Genomic DNA, 14,406 nt, shown 5'->3' on the forward strand with positions numbered 1-14,406 from the left:
GGAATATCCCCGAAAGCGGTGCCCGCGAATTGACCCCGCCGTCAACTCTCGTCTCTATGTGCATTATATGGGGGCCGACCAGCACAACGATTGGCGCGCGAGCGTCGCCAGCACTCTCGAATGGTGGCGCGACGCCGGGGTCGATTGCGAAATCGATGACGCGCCGCGGGATTGGTTGGCGCGGATGCCGTCTCCGGACAAATCGCCCGCCGTTGTGCAGGACGCGCCTGTCGAAGCCCCCAAGCTGCCCGACACGCTCGCCGAGTTCGTCGCGTGGCGGGTCGGGCCGAGCGCGCCGGAATCCGGCTGGCCCGGTCAGGCGCTCGGCGTGCAGGGCGACGCCGCCAGCGGACTGATGATCGTCGCCGACATGCCCGATCGCGAGGACGACGGGGCGGGCGTCCTGTTGTCGGGAAGCGCCGGGCGATTGTTCGACCGTATGCTCGCAGCGATCGGACGTGATCGCGCCTTGACCTACCTTACCGCCCTTGCCGTGAAGCGTCCGCCGGCCGGTCGCGTGACCACCGACGCCGGGCAAAAACTCGAAGCGTTGATCCGTCATCACATCGCTCTAGCGGCGCCGAAACGCATCCTAGCGCTCGGGAATGCGGCGAGCCGTGCGATCACGGGGATGGATGTCGCCGATGCGCGTGGAAGTTTACGCGTCGTTAGTCATGATGGCGGGACAAGTGAGGTGGTTGCGAGCTTTCATCCGCGCTTCCTGTTGGAGCGGCCCGCGGCAAAGGCCGATGCGTGGAAGGATTTGAGACTGCTGATCGGGGGATTCGAGTGAAGATTGCCTATCTGATTGCCGCCAGCGTGCTCGCGCTGACCCCGGTCGTGGCAAGCCCGGCGTTCGCCGCGGGCGATCCGCCCGCAGCCGCCACGATGAGCCGCGGCATTCCCGCTCAACTCGATGCCGACCAGCGCGCCGGCTATCGCGCTGTGTTCAAGGCGATCCGCGAACAGCGCTGGGTCGATGCACAGATTCAGCTCACCACGATGAAGCCGGGGCCGCTCCATTCGATCGCGGCGGCTGAACTCTACCTCGCCAAGGGATCGCCGAAGGTCGATAACGACCCGCTGCTCGCGGTCATTTCCAACGCCCCTGAACTGCCCCAAGCCCCCGCGATCGCGAAGATCCTGGCATCGCGCGGCGTGGTGGCGCCGGGTCTGCCGGTGCCGCAGAAGCTCGTCTGGGCCAATGGCGCTTCGACTCGCGGTCGCGCCAAACCGACCAAATATGACCTCGCCAGCGCCGAACTCGCGCTCAAGATGCAGCCCTTCATCAAGGGTGACATGGGGCCGGAGGCGCAGGCGTTGCTCGAAGCGACTCCCAACCTCACCCCCGACGCGCAGACCGAATGGCAGCAGCGCGTCGCGTGGATCTATTTCCTGCAAGGCGACGACAATAACGCTCGCATGATGGCGGCGAAAGCAGCGCTTGGCTCCGGCGATTGGTCGGTTCAGGGCCAATGGGTCGGCGGACTCGCGGCGTGGCGTCAGGGCGATTGCACCGCGGCTGGCGAGGCGTTCGTGAAGGTCGCGGCGCGCGCCAGCGACGTCGAATTGCGCGCGGCGGGGCTCTATTGGGCGGCACGCGCCGACATGAAGTGCGACCGGCCGCAACTGGTCGAAGGGCGGCTGAAGAACGCCGCGCAACTCGACGAGACTTTCTACGGCATGCTCGCGCGGCAACAGCTCGGCATCAAGGAACAGCCGCGGAGTTCTGATGAGCTGATGCTGGCGGACTGGGACAAGCTGCAGAACCGCCCGAACGTCCGGGTCGCCGCGGCCCTGGTCGAAATCGGCGAGACCGACCTCGCCGACAGCGTTCTCAAGCAACAGGCCAAGATCGGCCCGACGCTGGAATATGCCTCGCTCGTGCGCCTGACGGAAACGCTGGATTTGCCCGAGACCCTGATGTGGCTCGGCAACAATTGCCCGCAGGGAGCCAAGCCGCCGACCATCGCGCGCTTTCCCGCACCGAAATGGACGCCCGATGGCGGTTGGACGATCGACAAGGCGCTGGTCTATGCTCACGCGCTCCAGGAATCACGGTTCAAGCGTAACGTCGTCAGTCCCGCCGGCGCATACGGCCTGATGCAGATCATGCCGGCGGCGGCGATCGATTATGCCCGGGAGCGCGGAATCACGGTCGATCGCGGCGCGCTGACGATGCCGTCGGTCAATATGGCGGTCGGTCAGCGCACGCTCGAGCGATTGGCCTCGCAAAGCTTTGCCAACGGATCGCTGATCAAGGTGATGGCGGCCTACAATGCCGGGCCCGTGCCGGTCACGGAATGGAATTCGATCGTCAAGGATGGCGGCGATCCGTTGCTTTACATCGAATCGATCCCCTATTGGGAAACGCGTGGGTATGTGACCACCGTGATGCGCAATTATTGGATGTACGAAGCCAAGGACGGCCGCCTGAAATCGCCGAGCCGCGAGGCGCTAGCGCAAGGCAAATGGCCGAAGTTTCCCGGGGCGAAGTAAGCTCTGATATTCCCGCGAAAGCGGGAATCCAGAATCACGCGCGATGCGGTCCTTGACCCTGGGCTCCCGCCTTCGCGGTAGCACCGTTGGGTGATATGGCACGCGCCATGCCCATCGACGAAACCCGCGAATTCCTGCCCGTCCGCATTGCGGTGCTCACCGTCTCCGACACGCGCGGCCCCGCCGAGGACAAATCGGGGGATACGCTGGTTGATCTTCTGACTGCCGCGGGCCACATCCTTGCCGATCGCGCGATCGAGCGCGACGATCTCGAAGCGATCGTCGAACGCCTTGCGCATTGGATCGCCGACCCCGACGTCGATGTCGTCATCACCACTGGCGGCACCGGCGTCACTGGCCGCGACGTCACCCCCGAAGCAATCGAGGCGGTCGCCGAGAAGATGATCCCCGGCTTCGGCGAAGCCTTTCGCTGGTTGAGCTACGCCAAGATCGGCACCTCGACCATCCAGTCGCGCGCCTGCGCTTGCGTCACGGGCGGCACCTACGTCTTCGCACTGCCCGGCTCGACCGGCGCGGTAAAGGACGGCTGGGATATGATCCTCAAGGATCAACTCGACAGCCGTTTCCGCCCCTGCAACTTCGTCGAACTGATGCCACGTCTCTCTGAACGCTAATTCATCCTTTGACGGGATGCCCGTCGAACTGTTTGGCATCGTCGCATATCATGACCCATGCCGGCTTTTCCGCGACGAACTCGTGGAAACGCACTCGGACACCGGGATCCACATCGAGCGTATCGGCCGCGATCGGGAAGCTGTCGGCATCGGACCCAACCTCGCCCAACGCGGTGCCGCATGTACCGCAGAACGCGCGGGTGTACTTGTAGGGAGCAACAGGCTGGAACCGCACGACGGCGTCGTCGCCGGCAATCCACCGGAAGGTCTCACGCTTGACAAAGACGAACGTGCTCGCGCCCAGCTTGCGGCACCGCGAGCAATGGCATGTCGCCATCATCGACGGTGGCTCGCTCAATTCAAAACGGATCGCGCCGCAGCAACAGCTCCCCGGGATCGTCATGCGTGCGTGTCCGGCTGCATCGCCGCCAGTTCGTTGCCGTTGGGATCCCGGAAGTGGAACCGCCGCCCACCAGGAAAAGCGAAGATCGGCTGCGAGATAGTGCCCCCTGCCCCGGTCACCGCGGCCAAGGTCGCATCCAGATCGTCGACCTGGATCACCGGCAGCGGCGCGCTGGTCCACTCGGCACGGTCGCCTTGCAGGCCCAGATCGCCCTCGCCGGTCTGGGTCGCGGCATAGGTCGGGCCGTAATCGGCGAAATCCCAACCGAACGCGTCGGCGAAGAACGCCTTGGTGGTTTCAGTGCTCTGCACGGGCAGTTCTACATAATTGAGCTTGGCCATTCCCGTCTCCAATGTTCTTGCTATGTTCTACTCCGATCCCTACACCATGGCAATGGCAAAAGCCCGTTCCGTCCGCGGCGCCACGGTCAACCGCGAAAGCAGTCGCTTCAACCTGCCCGAGCGGCTGGCCGATGGCGACTGGCTCGACGCGCTGGAGGAGGTCGACGGAGCGCCGCCCAAGCTGAAAACGACGGTAACGGTCGAAACGCCGCGCACGATCATCACGCGCAACCAGTCGCCGGACATCGGCTTCGACCGCTCGATCAATCCGTATCGCGGGTGCGAGCATGGCTGCATCTATTGCTTCGCGCGGCCGACCCATGCCTATCACGACCTGTCGCCGGGGCTCGATTTCGAGAGCAAGCTGTTCGCCAAGCCCAACGCGCCGGTGCTGCTGCGGGAGGAACTGAGCAAACGCGGCTATGTCTGCCGCCCGATCGCGTTCGGGACCAACACCGATCCGTATCAGCCGATCGAGGCGCATTGGCGGATCACGCGCGAGTGCATCAAGGTACTGGCCGAAACCAGCCATCCGCTGACCATCACCACCAAGTCCGACCGTGTCGTGCGCGACATCGATCTGCTCGGGCCCATGGCGGCAAAGGGGCTGGCGGCGGTCGCGGTGTCGGTGACGTCGCTCGACCCTAAGATCGCCCGCACCGTCGAGCCCCGCGCGCCGCACCCCGAACGCCGGCTGACCGCGGTGAGGCGGCTGGCCGATGCCGGCGTGCCCGTGTTCGTGTCGATCGCGCCCGTCATTCCCGCCATCACCGACCATGAGATCGAGCATATCGTCGAGCGCGCGGCCGAAAGCGGCGCGAAGGGCATCAATTTCCTTCCCGTCCGCCTGCCCCACGAAGTCGCGCCCCTGTTCCGCGCTTGGCTCGACGAACATTTCCCCGACCGCGCGGGCAAGGTCATGGCGATCATCCAATCCCTGCGCGGCGGCCGCGACAACGACCCCGATTTCTTCACGCGGATGAAGGGGCAAGGACCGTGGGCGGATTTGATCCGCACGCGCTTCCAGATCGCGATCCGCAAGCACGGGCTGAACCGGGAGCGGCTCAGCGTGCGGACGGACTTGTTTCGGCCACCGAGCGGAGCGCAGGGGGAGTTGTTCGACTAACGCCCCGATCGCAGAGCTATCACTTTGCGCACCATGTGATCTATCGCATCGATGACGAGTTCGGGCTTGTCGCGCATGACGTGATGGCCGCTCCCGGCGGCGAACACAGAAGATCGCGCTCTGTCCTCCGCGACGAATTGCGCGTGCGCGGCGCGCCAGCGAGCAAGCGCCTCGTCGGTCGAAAGCCAGCTTTTTTCGGCGACGATGTCGATGATTGGCAGGCCACGCGGCAACCGCGTCGCGCGCAGGGTGGTCGCGCTGGTCGGATATGCTTCAATGACCGGAATCAACGTAGCAGCCAGGGCCGGCGCCTGGCGGCGCACGGCGTCATATTGAGGGCGATATTCGGCCAAGATCGCGTCGGTCTCCGCGCGATCGAAAAAGCCCGGCACATTCGCGTCAACCAAAACCAGGCCCCGCACCCGCCTGTCACGTGCCGCCGTGCGCAACGCGATGAAGCCGCCGTAAGAATGTGCCGCGATCACGATCGGACCCCTTACTCGGCAAGCCGTCAGCAGCGCGCGCAGATCATCGACATCCCGATCGATCGAATATCGGCCACGTCGCGGGGAACTCGATCCCAGGCCGGCGCGATCATAGACCAACGTCCTGACGCCCATTGCTCGCGCTCGCGCCACGACACCGGCCCACGCGTCCGCCCCCTCCCCGTTGCCCGATTCAAAGACGACCGTGAGGGTTCCCGTTCCCTCGAGGTCGGCATGGATCTTGGATTGGCCAATTGTAACCGCGGCGTTCGCGCATCCTGCGGCGAATGCTGGTTGAGCGGAGGCGAGCGCCAGCAGGGCACTCATTCCGACAAACACCGCTTTTATCATGGCTTTCCCCATATGTGTATTGTACGAATAACACACATATGGATTGCAGACAATCCTGCCTAGCGCGCTGTCCGACTCTTCATCAGCGGCTGGATCTTCGTCCCGAAATCCTCGACGCCTTGGACGAAATCATCGAAGGTCAGCAACACGCCGCCGGTATTCGGCACCTCGGCCATTTCATCGAGCATCCGCGCGATGCTGGCGTAGCTGCCGACCAGCGTCCCCATGTTGATGTTGACCGCACCCTCCGGCGCGGCGAGCTGGCGGACGTTGGTGGTGGCGTTGACCTTGTCGGCGGCGCCCTGATCCTTGAGCCAGGCGATCGCGTCGAGATCGACCCCGGCATTGATGTGCTTCCACCGCGCCATCGCTTCCTCGTCGGTGTCGGCGGCGATGATCATGACGAGGACGAAGACCGACACATCTCGGCCTGTCTTCGCGGTTGCTTCGGCCAGCCGCTCGTTGTTGAACGCGAACGCGGTCGGGGTATTGACGCCCTTGCCGAGACAAAACGCGTAATCCGCCCACTTGGCCGAGAAGGCGAGCCCCTCGTCGGACGAGCCGGCGCAGATGATCTTCATGTCGCCTTCGGGCTGCGGCCGGACGAGGCAATCGTCCATCTGGTAATAATCGCCCTTGAAGTCGCTCCGCCCGGTCTCCCACAATTCTCGCAGGATGTGGGCATATTCGTCGAGCATCTTGTAGCGGTTGCGGAAATGCTCGTCGCCGGGCCACAGTCCCATCTGGCTGTATTCGGGGCGTTGCCAGCCGGTGATCAGGTTGAGCCCGAACCGCCCGTGGCTGATCGAATCGATCGTGTTGCACATCCGCGCGGCAAAGGCGGGCGGGATGACCAGCGTCGGGCAGGTCGCGTAGATCTTGATCTTGCTCGTCACCGCCGCGAGCCCCGCCATCAGCGTGAAGCTTTCCAGGCCGTATTCCCAGAACTCGGTCTTGCCGCCGAACCCGCGCAACTTGATCATCGACAGCAGGAAATCGAGCCCATGCTTTTCCGCCGACTGCGCGATCTGCTTGTTGAGATCGAACGACGGCATGTATTGCGGCGCGTTCTCCGAAATCAGCCAGCCATTGTTGTTGATGGGCACGAAAACGCCGACTTGCATGGGCTTAGCTCCTGAGTGAGTCATCGTCCGCCAACCAAGGCAGCACGTGATCGTAAAAATCTTCGGGCTCGGTGATGTTGGATGCATGCCCGCCGTAAAACTGCAGCATCCTGGTATGGTTGGGCAGCAGGTCGCAAAGACCGCGTGCCGCATGCGTTGGGACCAGGTGGTCGTCACCCGTTGCCAGCACCAGCACCGGGTTCGTCACCGCTGCCAGTTGTGCGCCAGGTTCCCATGCACGCAAAGCAGCGACGCGTTTTTCTACATTTTCGCGCCCGGGAAACTGCTCGAGTTGATGCGCGGCTTCATTGTCGAGCATTTCCTCGTGGATCGTGATCCATTCGGGTGGATATAGGAACAGTGGCTGGGCGCGAATGAATGCTTCGGGACCGCTATCGCGCAACAGCGACAGACGGGTATCGAAACAGCGCGCCGTGAACGGGTCCAGCCTTGCCCAGCCGTTGATTACCGCGATCCGGTCGAGCCGGTCGGTCGCTCGCATCGCCAGTGATAGGCCGATAATGCCACCCAGCGCATGCCCTATCAGATGCGCGCGCGGAATATCCAGCGCGTCGAGAACGAGCAGAACATCGTCCGCCATATCCGCGATCGAGAGCGTCGTCGGAAGCGCACGGTCGCTGCGCCCGGTGCCACGATGATCGTAAAGGATCACGCGGAACAGCTTGGTCAGCTCCGGCAGGTTCGGCGTCCAATAGTCACCCGATCCACCCAGTCCTGCGGACAGGATCAGCGGCGGCGCGCCCTCCGCGCCGTGCACCTCATAGTAGATCCCGCCCGCTTCGGGCATCAGCCAATGTGCGCCACGCTGGCGATTTCGACCAGGCAATCGGGCTTCACCAGCTCGCACTTGATGCAATAGCGGGCCGGCTTCGCGCCGGGAAAATACTCGGCATAGACCTGGTTGAACGCGGCATAGTCGGCCAGGTCTTTCAGGAAGATGTGGTTCATCGCGACATCCGCCATCGTCGCCCCGGCGGCTTCGAGCGTGGTCTTGATCACCTCCAGCACGTGCCGCGTCTGCGCCGCCGCATCACCGACATGGAGCACCGCCCCGCCCTCGCCCAGCGCCAGCACACCCGAGACGTAGACGATGTTCCCCGCCTTTGCGCCCGCGGAATAGGGCGCGATCGGGGTCGGGAATTGCGGCGGGTTGATGGGCTCGAACGCCATGACGTCAATCCTTGTCTGTCTGTTGAGGAAGCTGGCCGAAACTGCCGCAGAAATCCGCGACCGTGCTGACCCAGCCGAAGAATTTCTCAACGTTGTAAACGGCCGCATCCTGCATCGCAGGCGGGCCGAGATGGTGGGTCGCGTCCTCCAGCATCACCCCGAAATATTCGAGGTGAAAGCCATCGCGCAGCGTGCTTTCGACGCAGACATTGGTCGCGATCCCGACGAACACGATGTTGCGGATACCCCGCGCCCGCAGCGTGCTGTCGAGCTGCGAGTTGAAAAACGCCGAATAGCGCGTTTTGTGGAGCGAAATGTCGCCCGGCTGCGGCTTGAGCGCATCGACCAGCGCGTAGTCCCACCTGCCGCGCGCGAGGAGTTGCCCCGCCAGTTCAGGCCGCGCGCGCATGGTCTTGAGCGCGTTCGACTTGTGCCAGTTGGGCGATCCCGGCCCGCCGGCTTCCTTGTAGTCGGCGTCCCAGCCGTTCTGCAGATACACCACCTGCACGCCCGCCTTGCGCGCAGTGTCGAGCACCGTCGCGATCTTGCCGATCACCCCCGCTGCGCCCGAAATGTCGAACCCGGCCAGATCGACATAGCCGCCCTCGCTCGCATAGGCGTTCTGCATGTCGATCACGACGACCGCGGTTTCGTGCGGTGCCAGCCGCAGCGCTTCGGGCCGCGCCGCCAGTGTCACGCCATTCTCCCCGGCGGTGCCGGTCGTCACGATGTCCATTTCGCCGAAGCTGCCGTTGTGCGGCGCAAAAGGCAAGCGCGTGCGGCTGGCTGTTTCCGACTTACGACGTGGCGCATCATAGCAAAAGCATCACACTATCATCGCAAAACGATCACACGACTCCCGCACCTTCCTCCGACGGTTGCCGATCCGCGGCGACCGATTCTGGAGAAACGCCATGGCCGACCCCATCCTGACCCCTGACGACGAGATCGAAAACGCCGAGCATGACGAAAGCGGACAGCCCGACGGCACGCACGACCATGGCGAGGCCGAGAGCGACGAACTCGACGAGGAAGAAGACGAAGCGGAAGAGGATGACGGCGAAGCCTGATCCCTCCACCGGCCGAAAGGGCGGGCCTCTCCCGCCCTTTCACCCCGTCACGCCGCGCTGGCGAGCTTATAGTCCTTGTAACGCGTGCGCAGTTCGGTCTTCAGGATCTTGCCCGTCGCGGTGTGCGGCAGTCCATCAACGAACAGAATCTCGTCGGGCAGCCACCATTTGGCGACATGCTCCGCCAGATGCCCGGTAATTTCCTGAGGCGACACCGTGCTACCCGGCTTGCGAACGACCAGCAGGATGGGCCGCTCGTCCCATTTCGGATGATAGACGCCAATCGCCGCCGCCTCATGCACGCCAGGACAGCCTACCGCGGCATTTTCCAGATCGACCGAGCTGATCCATTCGCCGCCCGACTTGATGACGTCCTTGGCGCGGTCGGTGATCTGCATCGTGCCGTCGGGATGGAGCACTGCGACGTCGCCGGTATCGAACCACTGATCCTTGTCGACCGCGTCCTGCTCTGCCTTGAAATAACGCTTCACCACCCAGGGGCCGCGCACCTGCAACCGGCCGGAGCTGACCCCATCGCGCGGCTGGATATTGTCTTCATCGTCGAGCACGCGCAGTTCGATCCCGAACGGAATCTGCCCCTGCTTGCTGACGAGATCGAGCTGCTCGTCGAGCGTCATGTCGTCCCAGTGCGGCGGGGGCGTGCCCGCGGTACCGATCGGCGAGGTCTCGGTCATGCCCCACAAATGCTTGACGGTTACTCCCATCCCCATGATCCGCTCGATCATCGCGCGCGGGGCCGCCGATCCCCCGATCGTAACCTGCTCGAGATAGGCCGGGACTTCGCCGGTCGAATCCATGTGCTGGAACATCGCCAGCCATACGGTCGGCACACCGGCCGAATGCGTCACCCTTTCCTGGTTCATCAGCCGGCACAAAACGGTGGCATCGTTGGTCGCAGCATAGACCAGTTTCGCCCCCGACAGCGCGCACGCGAACGGCAGCCCCCAGGCGGCGGCATGGAACAACGGCACGACCGGCAGCACGACGGCGCGCGGACTGAGGTTAAATACCCAGGGCGCTACCTCCGCCATGGCATGAATGACGGTCGATCGATGCTCGTACTGCACGCCCTTCGGGTTGCCGGTCGTCCCGCTGGTGTAGCAGATCATGCACGGGTCGCGCTCCGGCCCCTCGTGCCAGGTATAATCTCCGTCCTCGGCGTCGAGCAGCGCCTGAAAACCCTCGGCTCCAAGGTCGTCGAACGCGACATAATGCTCGATCGTCGTCCATTGCGGCTTCAACCGATCGATGATCGGCTGGAATTGCTTGTCGTAGAACAGCACGCGGTCTTCGGCGTGGTTGGCGATGTAAACGAGTTGCTCGTCAAACAGCCGCGGATTGATGGTGTGGATCACCCCGCCCATCCCGATCGTGCCGTACCAGGCGGTCAGGTGATGATGGTGGTTCATGGCGAAGGTCGCGACCCGATCGCCGGGCTTGATTCCCCTGGCTTCGAGCCATTGCGCCAGCTTGCGCGCGTCGCGGTGGATGCCCGCCCAATCGGTCCGCGTCTCGCGCCCGTCCGCCCAGTGGCTGACCAGCTCGCGCGTCCCGTGCTCGCGCGCGGCATGATCGAGCAGCCGCATCACGCGCAACTCGAAATCCTGCATCGCGCCTAGGCTCATGATACTCTCCAACTTCTCTCGTTGGAGCGCACTATTCCGCGCCTAGCCCACCAGCGCAAGGCGTTGCGGCGGGGCGATTGAAATCCGGGCGGACGTGACCCCAGGCAATTGCTCGATTCGATCCGCCAATTCCGCGTCGAGCAGGAAGTCCCGGCCGATCAGAACCGTGGCGGTGCCCCCGTCGGGCAATGCAGCAATGACACGCGCTTCGCCCCGCGCGTCCCGTGCTTCGGACAGCAATGCGCCGATTGCCGGAATGGCTGATGCGTCATCCACGGTGATGTCGAGCAGCATCCGTGTCGTATTCGCCAAGGTTTCGAACGGCTGGATGCGCTTGATCGTGACGCGCGGGGCTTCCTCACCCGCGCGGCGATCGAGCTCGACGGTCAGCAAGCCACAGCCGCCGTTGCGCGCGGCTTCCTCCAGATCGCCCGCCACGACATCGTCGAAGCAGGTTGCGATGAACTGTCCCGAGGGATCGGACATCGTCGCCATCATGTAGCGCCGCCCCTTGGCCGATGTGCGCCAGCGCGCTTCCTCGACCATCGCGGCCATCACCGATCCCGCGCGCCCGCTTTCGGGTATCTGAATATCGCCCAGATCGGCGAACCGCCGCGCGCCGTGCATATTGGCGAGTTGCTTGAAACGGTCCACGGGATGCGCCGAGAAATAGAAGCCGAACGCTTCCTTTTCCTGCTCCATCCGCTCGGCCAGGCTCCAGCGCGCGGACAGCGGCAGCTTGATATGCGTGCCCGATGCTTCGCTCTCGCCGAACAGGCCGCCTTGCCCGCTCGTCTTCTGATCATGGACGCGCGCGGCGGTGGCGAGGATCGTCTCCGCACAGGCGAATATTCCTGCGCGGTTGACGTCGATGCCGTCGAACGCCCCGGCGGCGGCGAGCGTTTCGAGTTGGCGCTTGTTGAGCAACCGCGGATCGACCCGGTGGGCGAACGCGTCGAGGCTGTCGAACGCCCCGTTGGCGTCTCGCTCCTCGACCAGTTTCTCCATCGCCCCCTCGCCCACCGACTTGAGCGCGGCGAGGGCATAGCGGACGCCCAGGCCTCCCTCGGTCGGCTGCACGTCGAACTCTGCCAGGCTGGCGTTCACATCCGGCGGAAGGATCTCGACGCCCAATCGACGCATGTCATCCACGAACACCGCCAGCTTGTCGGTCAAGTGCAGATCGTAGCACATCGACGCGGCGAAGAATTCCTCGGGGTGATGCGCCTTCAGCCAGGCGGTCTGGTACGCGAGCAACGCATAAGCGGCGGCGTGGCTCTTGTTGAAACCGTAGCCGGCGAACTTGTCGATCAAGTCGAACAGCTCGTTCGCCTTGGCCGCGTCGATTTGGTTGTGTTCCTTGCAGCCCGACACGAACAGATCGCGCTGCGCGTCCATTTCGGCCTTGATCTTCTTGCCCATCGCGCGCCGCAGCAAGTCGGCGCCACCGAGCGAATAGCCCGCCAGGATCTGCGCGGCCTGCATCACCTGTTCCTGATAGACGAAGATTCCGTAGGTCTCGGCGAGGATTCCCTCGAGCAGGGGATGCGGGTAAGTGATCGGCTCCTGCCCGTTCTTGCGGCGGCCGAAGCTCGGGATGTTGTCCATCGGGCCTGGGCGATAGAGCGAGACGAGCGCGATGATGTCGCCGAAATTGGACGGACGGACGGCGCTCAGCGTGCGGCGCATCCCTTCGGATTCCAACTGGAACACGCCGACCGTGTCGCCCTTCTGGAGCAACTTATAGACGCCCTCGTCGTCCCAGGTCAGCGCGTCGAGATCGAGCGTGATGCCACGCTTGGCGAGCAGCTCGACCGCCTTCTTCAGCACCGATAGCGTCTTGAGGCCGAGAAAGTCGAACTTCACCAGACCCGCGCCTTCGACATATTTCATGTCGAACTGCGTGACCGGCATGTCGGATCGCGGATCGCGATAGAGGGGGACCAATTCGGCCAGCGGCCGGTCGCCGATCACCACACCGGCGGCATGGGTCGAGCTGTGGCGCGGCAACCCTTCCAGCTTCATCGCCAGGTCGAGCAAGTGCCGCACATCCTTGTCGCCGCGATATTCGCTCGCGAGTTCGGCGACGCCGTTGAGCGCGCGATCTAGTGTCCAGGGATCGGTCGGATGGTTGGGAACCAGCTTCGCCAGCCGATCGACTTGGCCATAACTCATTTGGAGCACACGGCCGGTGTCCTTGAGCACCGCGCGCGCCTTCATCGTCCCGAACGTGATGATCTGCGCGACTTGCCCGCGCCCGTATTTCTCCTGGACGTAGCGGATCACTTCGCCTCGCCGCGTTTCGCAGAAGTCGATGTCGAAGTCGGGCATCGACACGCGTTCGGGATTGAGGAAACGTTCGAACAGCAGGCCCAGCTTGATCGGGTCGAGATCGGTGATCGTCAGCGACCACGCGACGACGCTGCCCGCGCCCGATCCACGGCCCGGCCCGACCGGAATGTCGTTCGATTTCGCCCATTGGATGAAATCCGCGACGATCAGGAAATAGCCCGGGAATCCCATGCTGATGATGACATCGAGTTCGAATTCGAGCCGGTCGCGATATTCCTTTTCCCAGCCCGCGTCGCGCATTTCGAGTTCCTCGATGCGATCGATGCGGCGCTGGAGCCCTTCCCGCGCCGCGACGCGCAGCGCCTCCGCCTCGCCGTCGCGGTCGCCCGCGAGGCTGGGCAGGATGGGCTTGCGCTTGGGCGCCGCCACGCCGCAACGCTGCGCGATGACGAGGGTGTTGGCGATGGCCTCGGGCAAGTCGGCGAACAGCGTCCGCATTTCCTTGGCCGGTTTCAGCCAGGCATCCGGCGAACTGCGCGGACGATCCTCACTGGCGATGTAACTGGACGAGGCGATACACAGCATCGCGTCGTGGGCCTCGCCGAATTCCTGGTCGGCGAAGCAACAGGGATTGGTCGCGACGATCGGCAGGTTGCGGGCGTAGGCCAAGTCGAGCAACTCGGCTTCGGCCTTGCCCTCGACGGGATCGAGCCGGCGACTGATTTCGATATAGAGTCGGTCACCGAAAATCGCCTGCAAGCGATCGGCATAGGCCAGCGCGCGATCAGGCTGGTCCTCCGCGAACAACCGGGCGAGCGCGCCCTCGCCGCCCGCGGTGAGCGCGATCAGTCCCGCGGCGTGCGCCGCCAGCATGTCCGTATCGACGTGCGGCGCCTGATCGAGCGGCCGGCCGAGATGGGCCTCGCTGACAAGCTTGCACAGGTTTAGATAACCGGTCTCGTCCTGTGCATAGAGCGCGAGCCAGTCGATTGCGACCGCCGCCCCATCCGGCATATCGGGTCGCGCGACCCCCAGCATCGCGCCGATGATCGGCTGCACGCCCGAATCGATCGCCGCGTCGGAAAACTGCATCGCCGCGAACAGCCCGTTTCGATCGGTCAGCGCGGCGGCGGGAAACCCCAGCGCACGCGCCGCCTTGGCGATCGCCTTCGGCTCGATCGCCCCGTCGAGCATCGTGTAGCAGGAGAAAATTCGTAAGGGGACGAAGCCGGAATGGGGCATG

The 14,406-nt window shown here is 64.1% G+C and carries 14 protein-coding genes; 5 read left to right on the plus strand and 9 right to left on the minus strand.

Annotation, left to right across the window (positions count from 1 at the left end; translation table 11 throughout):
* The first annotated feature begins 67 nt into the window (after positions 1-67).
* From J0J06_RS05250 to moaB, 3 genes are all read left to right on the plus strand, one after another.
* Positions 68-793: a uracil-DNA glycosylase gene (locus J0J06_RS05250; protein WP_294040276.1), complete on the plus strand. Its 726-nt coding sequence runs from the start codon at positions 68-70 to the stop codon at positions 791-793.
* Positions 790-2,499, plus strand: a complete 1,710-nt coding sequence (locus tag J0J06_RS05255; protein ID WP_294040277.1) for a lytic transglycosylase domain-containing protein — start codon at positions 790-792, stop codon at positions 2,497-2,499. The genes J0J06_RS05250 and J0J06_RS05255 overlap by 4 nt, the downstream gene beginning before the upstream one ends.
* Before the next feature lie 107 nt (positions 2,500-2,606).
* The gene (gene moaB, locus J0J06_RS05260; RefSeq protein WP_294040278.1) at positions 2,607-3,134 is read left to right on the plus strand and encodes a molybdenum cofactor biosynthesis protein B; all 528 of its coding nucleotides are present in this window, start codon (positions 2,607-2,609) and stop codon (positions 3,132-3,134) included.
* A gap of 1 nt (position 3,135) precedes the next feature.
* On the opposite strand, the gene J0J06_RS05265 is transcribed toward moaB, so the two are convergent.
* Both J0J06_RS05265 and J0J06_RS05270 read right to left on the minus strand, forming a co-directional pair.
* Positions 3,136-3,492, minus strand: coding sequence for a GFA family protein (locus J0J06_RS05265; protein WP_294040279.1), 357 nt, complete (start codon positions 3,490-3,492; stop codon positions 3,136-3,138).
* 41 nt (positions 3,493-3,533) lie between these two features.
* Positions 3,534-3,878: a VOC family protein gene (locus tag J0J06_RS05270; protein WP_294040280.1), complete on the minus strand. Its 345-nt coding sequence runs from the start codon at positions 3,876-3,878 to the stop codon at positions 3,534-3,536.
* A 52-nt stretch (positions 3,879-3,930) separates the two neighbouring features.
* Between J0J06_RS05270 and J0J06_RS05275 the strand changes: the two genes are divergently transcribed.
* Positions 3,931-5,004, plus strand: coding sequence for a PA0069 family radical SAM protein (locus J0J06_RS05275; protein WP_294040281.1), 1,074 nt, complete (start codon positions 3,931-3,933; stop codon positions 5,002-5,004).
* On the opposite strand, the gene J0J06_RS05280 is transcribed toward J0J06_RS05275, so the two are convergent.
* From J0J06_RS05280 to rutB, 5 genes are read right to left on the minus strand one after another with little or no spacing between them, the layout of a single operon-like run.
* Positions 5,001-5,852 carry an alpha/beta hydrolase gene (locus J0J06_RS05280; RefSeq protein ID WP_366931193.1) on the minus strand — a complete coding sequence of 284 codons (852 nt, stop codon included), beginning with the start codon at positions 5,850-5,852 and terminating at the stop codon, positions 5,001-5,003. The two genes, J0J06_RS05275 and J0J06_RS05280, sit on opposite strands and share 4 nt — an antisense overlap.
* A gap of 47 nt (positions 5,853-5,899) precedes the next feature.
* Positions 5,900-6,964: a pyrimidine utilization protein A gene (rutA, locus tag J0J06_RS05285; protein ID WP_294040283.1), complete on the minus strand. Its 1,065-nt coding sequence runs from the start codon at positions 6,962-6,964 to the stop codon at positions 5,900-5,902.
* Positions 6,965-6,968: 4 nt separating this feature from the next.
* The gene (gene rutD, locus J0J06_RS05290) at positions 6,969-7,772 is read right to left on the minus strand and encodes a pyrimidine utilization protein D (RefSeq protein WP_294040284.1); all 804 of its coding nucleotides are present in this window, start codon (positions 7,770-7,772) and stop codon (positions 6,969-6,971) included.
* A complete protein-coding gene (gene rutC / locus J0J06_RS05295; protein WP_294040285.1) occupies positions 7,772-8,155 on the minus strand; it encodes a pyrimidine utilization protein C in 384 nt (127 codons plus the stop codon). Before rutC ends, rutD begins: the two co-directional genes overlap by 1 nt.
* A gap of 4 nt (positions 8,156-8,159) precedes the next feature.
* Positions 8,160-8,891 (minus strand): pyrimidine utilization protein B, encoded by a 732-nt coding sequence (rutB, locus tag J0J06_RS05300; protein WP_294040842.1) that lies wholly within the window; start codon positions 8,889-8,891, stop codon positions 8,160-8,162.
* Between the two features lie 178 nt (positions 8,892-9,069).
* Here rutB and J0J06_RS05305 point away from each other — a divergent pair, with 178 nt between their 5' ends.
* Positions 9,070-9,225 carry a hypothetical protein gene (locus tag J0J06_RS05305; protein ID WP_294040286.1) on the plus strand — a complete coding sequence of 52 codons (156 nt, stop codon included), beginning with the start codon at positions 9,070-9,072 and terminating at the stop codon, positions 9,223-9,225.
* Between the two features lie 47 nt (positions 9,226-9,272).
* Here J0J06_RS05305 and J0J06_RS05310 read toward each other — a convergent pair whose 3' ends face one another.
* Together J0J06_RS05310 and dnaE are read right to left on the minus strand one after the other, a co-directional pair.
* Positions 9,273-10,871: a long-chain fatty acid--CoA ligase gene (locus tag J0J06_RS05310; protein WP_294040287.1), complete on the minus strand. Its 1,599-nt coding sequence runs from the start codon at positions 10,869-10,871 to the stop codon at positions 9,273-9,275.
* Between the two features lie 42 nt (positions 10,872-10,913).
* On the minus strand, positions 10,914-14,405 hold the full coding sequence (gene dnaE / locus J0J06_RS05315; RefSeq protein ID WP_294040288.1) for a DNA polymerase III subunit alpha: 3,492 nt from the start codon (positions 14,403-14,405) through the stop codon (positions 10,914-10,916).
* Position 14,406: the final 1 nt, after the last annotated feature.

Source organism: Sphingomonas sp. (assembly GCF_017304615.1).
Classification (GTDB): Bacteria; Pseudomonadota; Alphaproteobacteria; order Sphingomonadales; family Sphingomonadaceae; genus Sphingomonas.

Bases quoted from the DNA above. Each gene is read 5' to 3' on its own strand.
- moaB (WP_294040278.1), top strand. From the start codon at position 2,607: ATGCCCATCGACGAAACCCGCGAATTCCTGCCCGTCCGCATTGCGGTG.
- rutC (WP_294040285.1), bottom strand. From the start codon at position 8,155: ATGGCGTTCGAGCCCATCAACCCGCCGCAATTCCCGACCCCGATCGCG.
- dnaE (WP_294040288.1), bottom strand. From the start codon at position 14,405: ATGCCCCATTCCGGCTTCGTCCCCTTACGAATTTTCTCCTGCTACACG.
- J0J06_RS05310 (WP_294040287.1), bottom strand. From the start codon at position 10,871: ATGAGCCTAGGCGCGATGCAGGATTTCGAGTTGCGCGTGATGCGGCTG.
- rutB (WP_294040842.1), bottom strand. From the start codon at position 8,891: ATGGACATCGTGACGACCGGCACCGCCGGGGAGAATGGCGTGACACTG.
- J0J06_RS05275 (WP_294040281.1), top strand. From the start codon at position 3,931: ATGGCAAAAGCCCGTTCCGTCCGCGGCGCCACGGTCAACCGCGAAAGC.
- rutD (WP_294040284.1), bottom strand. From the start codon at position 7,772: ATGCCCGAAGCGGGCGGGATCTACTATGAGGTGCACGGCGCGGAGGGC.
- J0J06_RS05250 (WP_294040276.1), top strand. From the start codon at position 68: ATGGGGGCCGACCAGCACAACGATTGGCGCGCGAGCGTCGCCAGCACT.
- rutA (WP_294040283.1), bottom strand. From the start codon at position 6,964: ATGCAAGTCGGCGTTTTCGTGCCCATCAACAACAATGGCTGGCTGATT.
- J0J06_RS05270 (WP_294040280.1), bottom strand. From the start codon at position 3,878: ATGGCCAAGCTCAATTATGTAGAACTGCCCGTGCAGAGCACTGAAACC.
- J0J06_RS05305 (WP_294040286.1), top strand. From the start codon at position 9,070: ATGGCCGACCCCATCCTGACCCCTGACGACGAGATCGAAAACGCCGAG.
- J0J06_RS05280 (WP_366931193.1), bottom strand. From the start codon at position 5,852: ATGGGGAAAGCCATGATAAAAGCGGTGTTTGTCGGAATGAGTGCCCTG.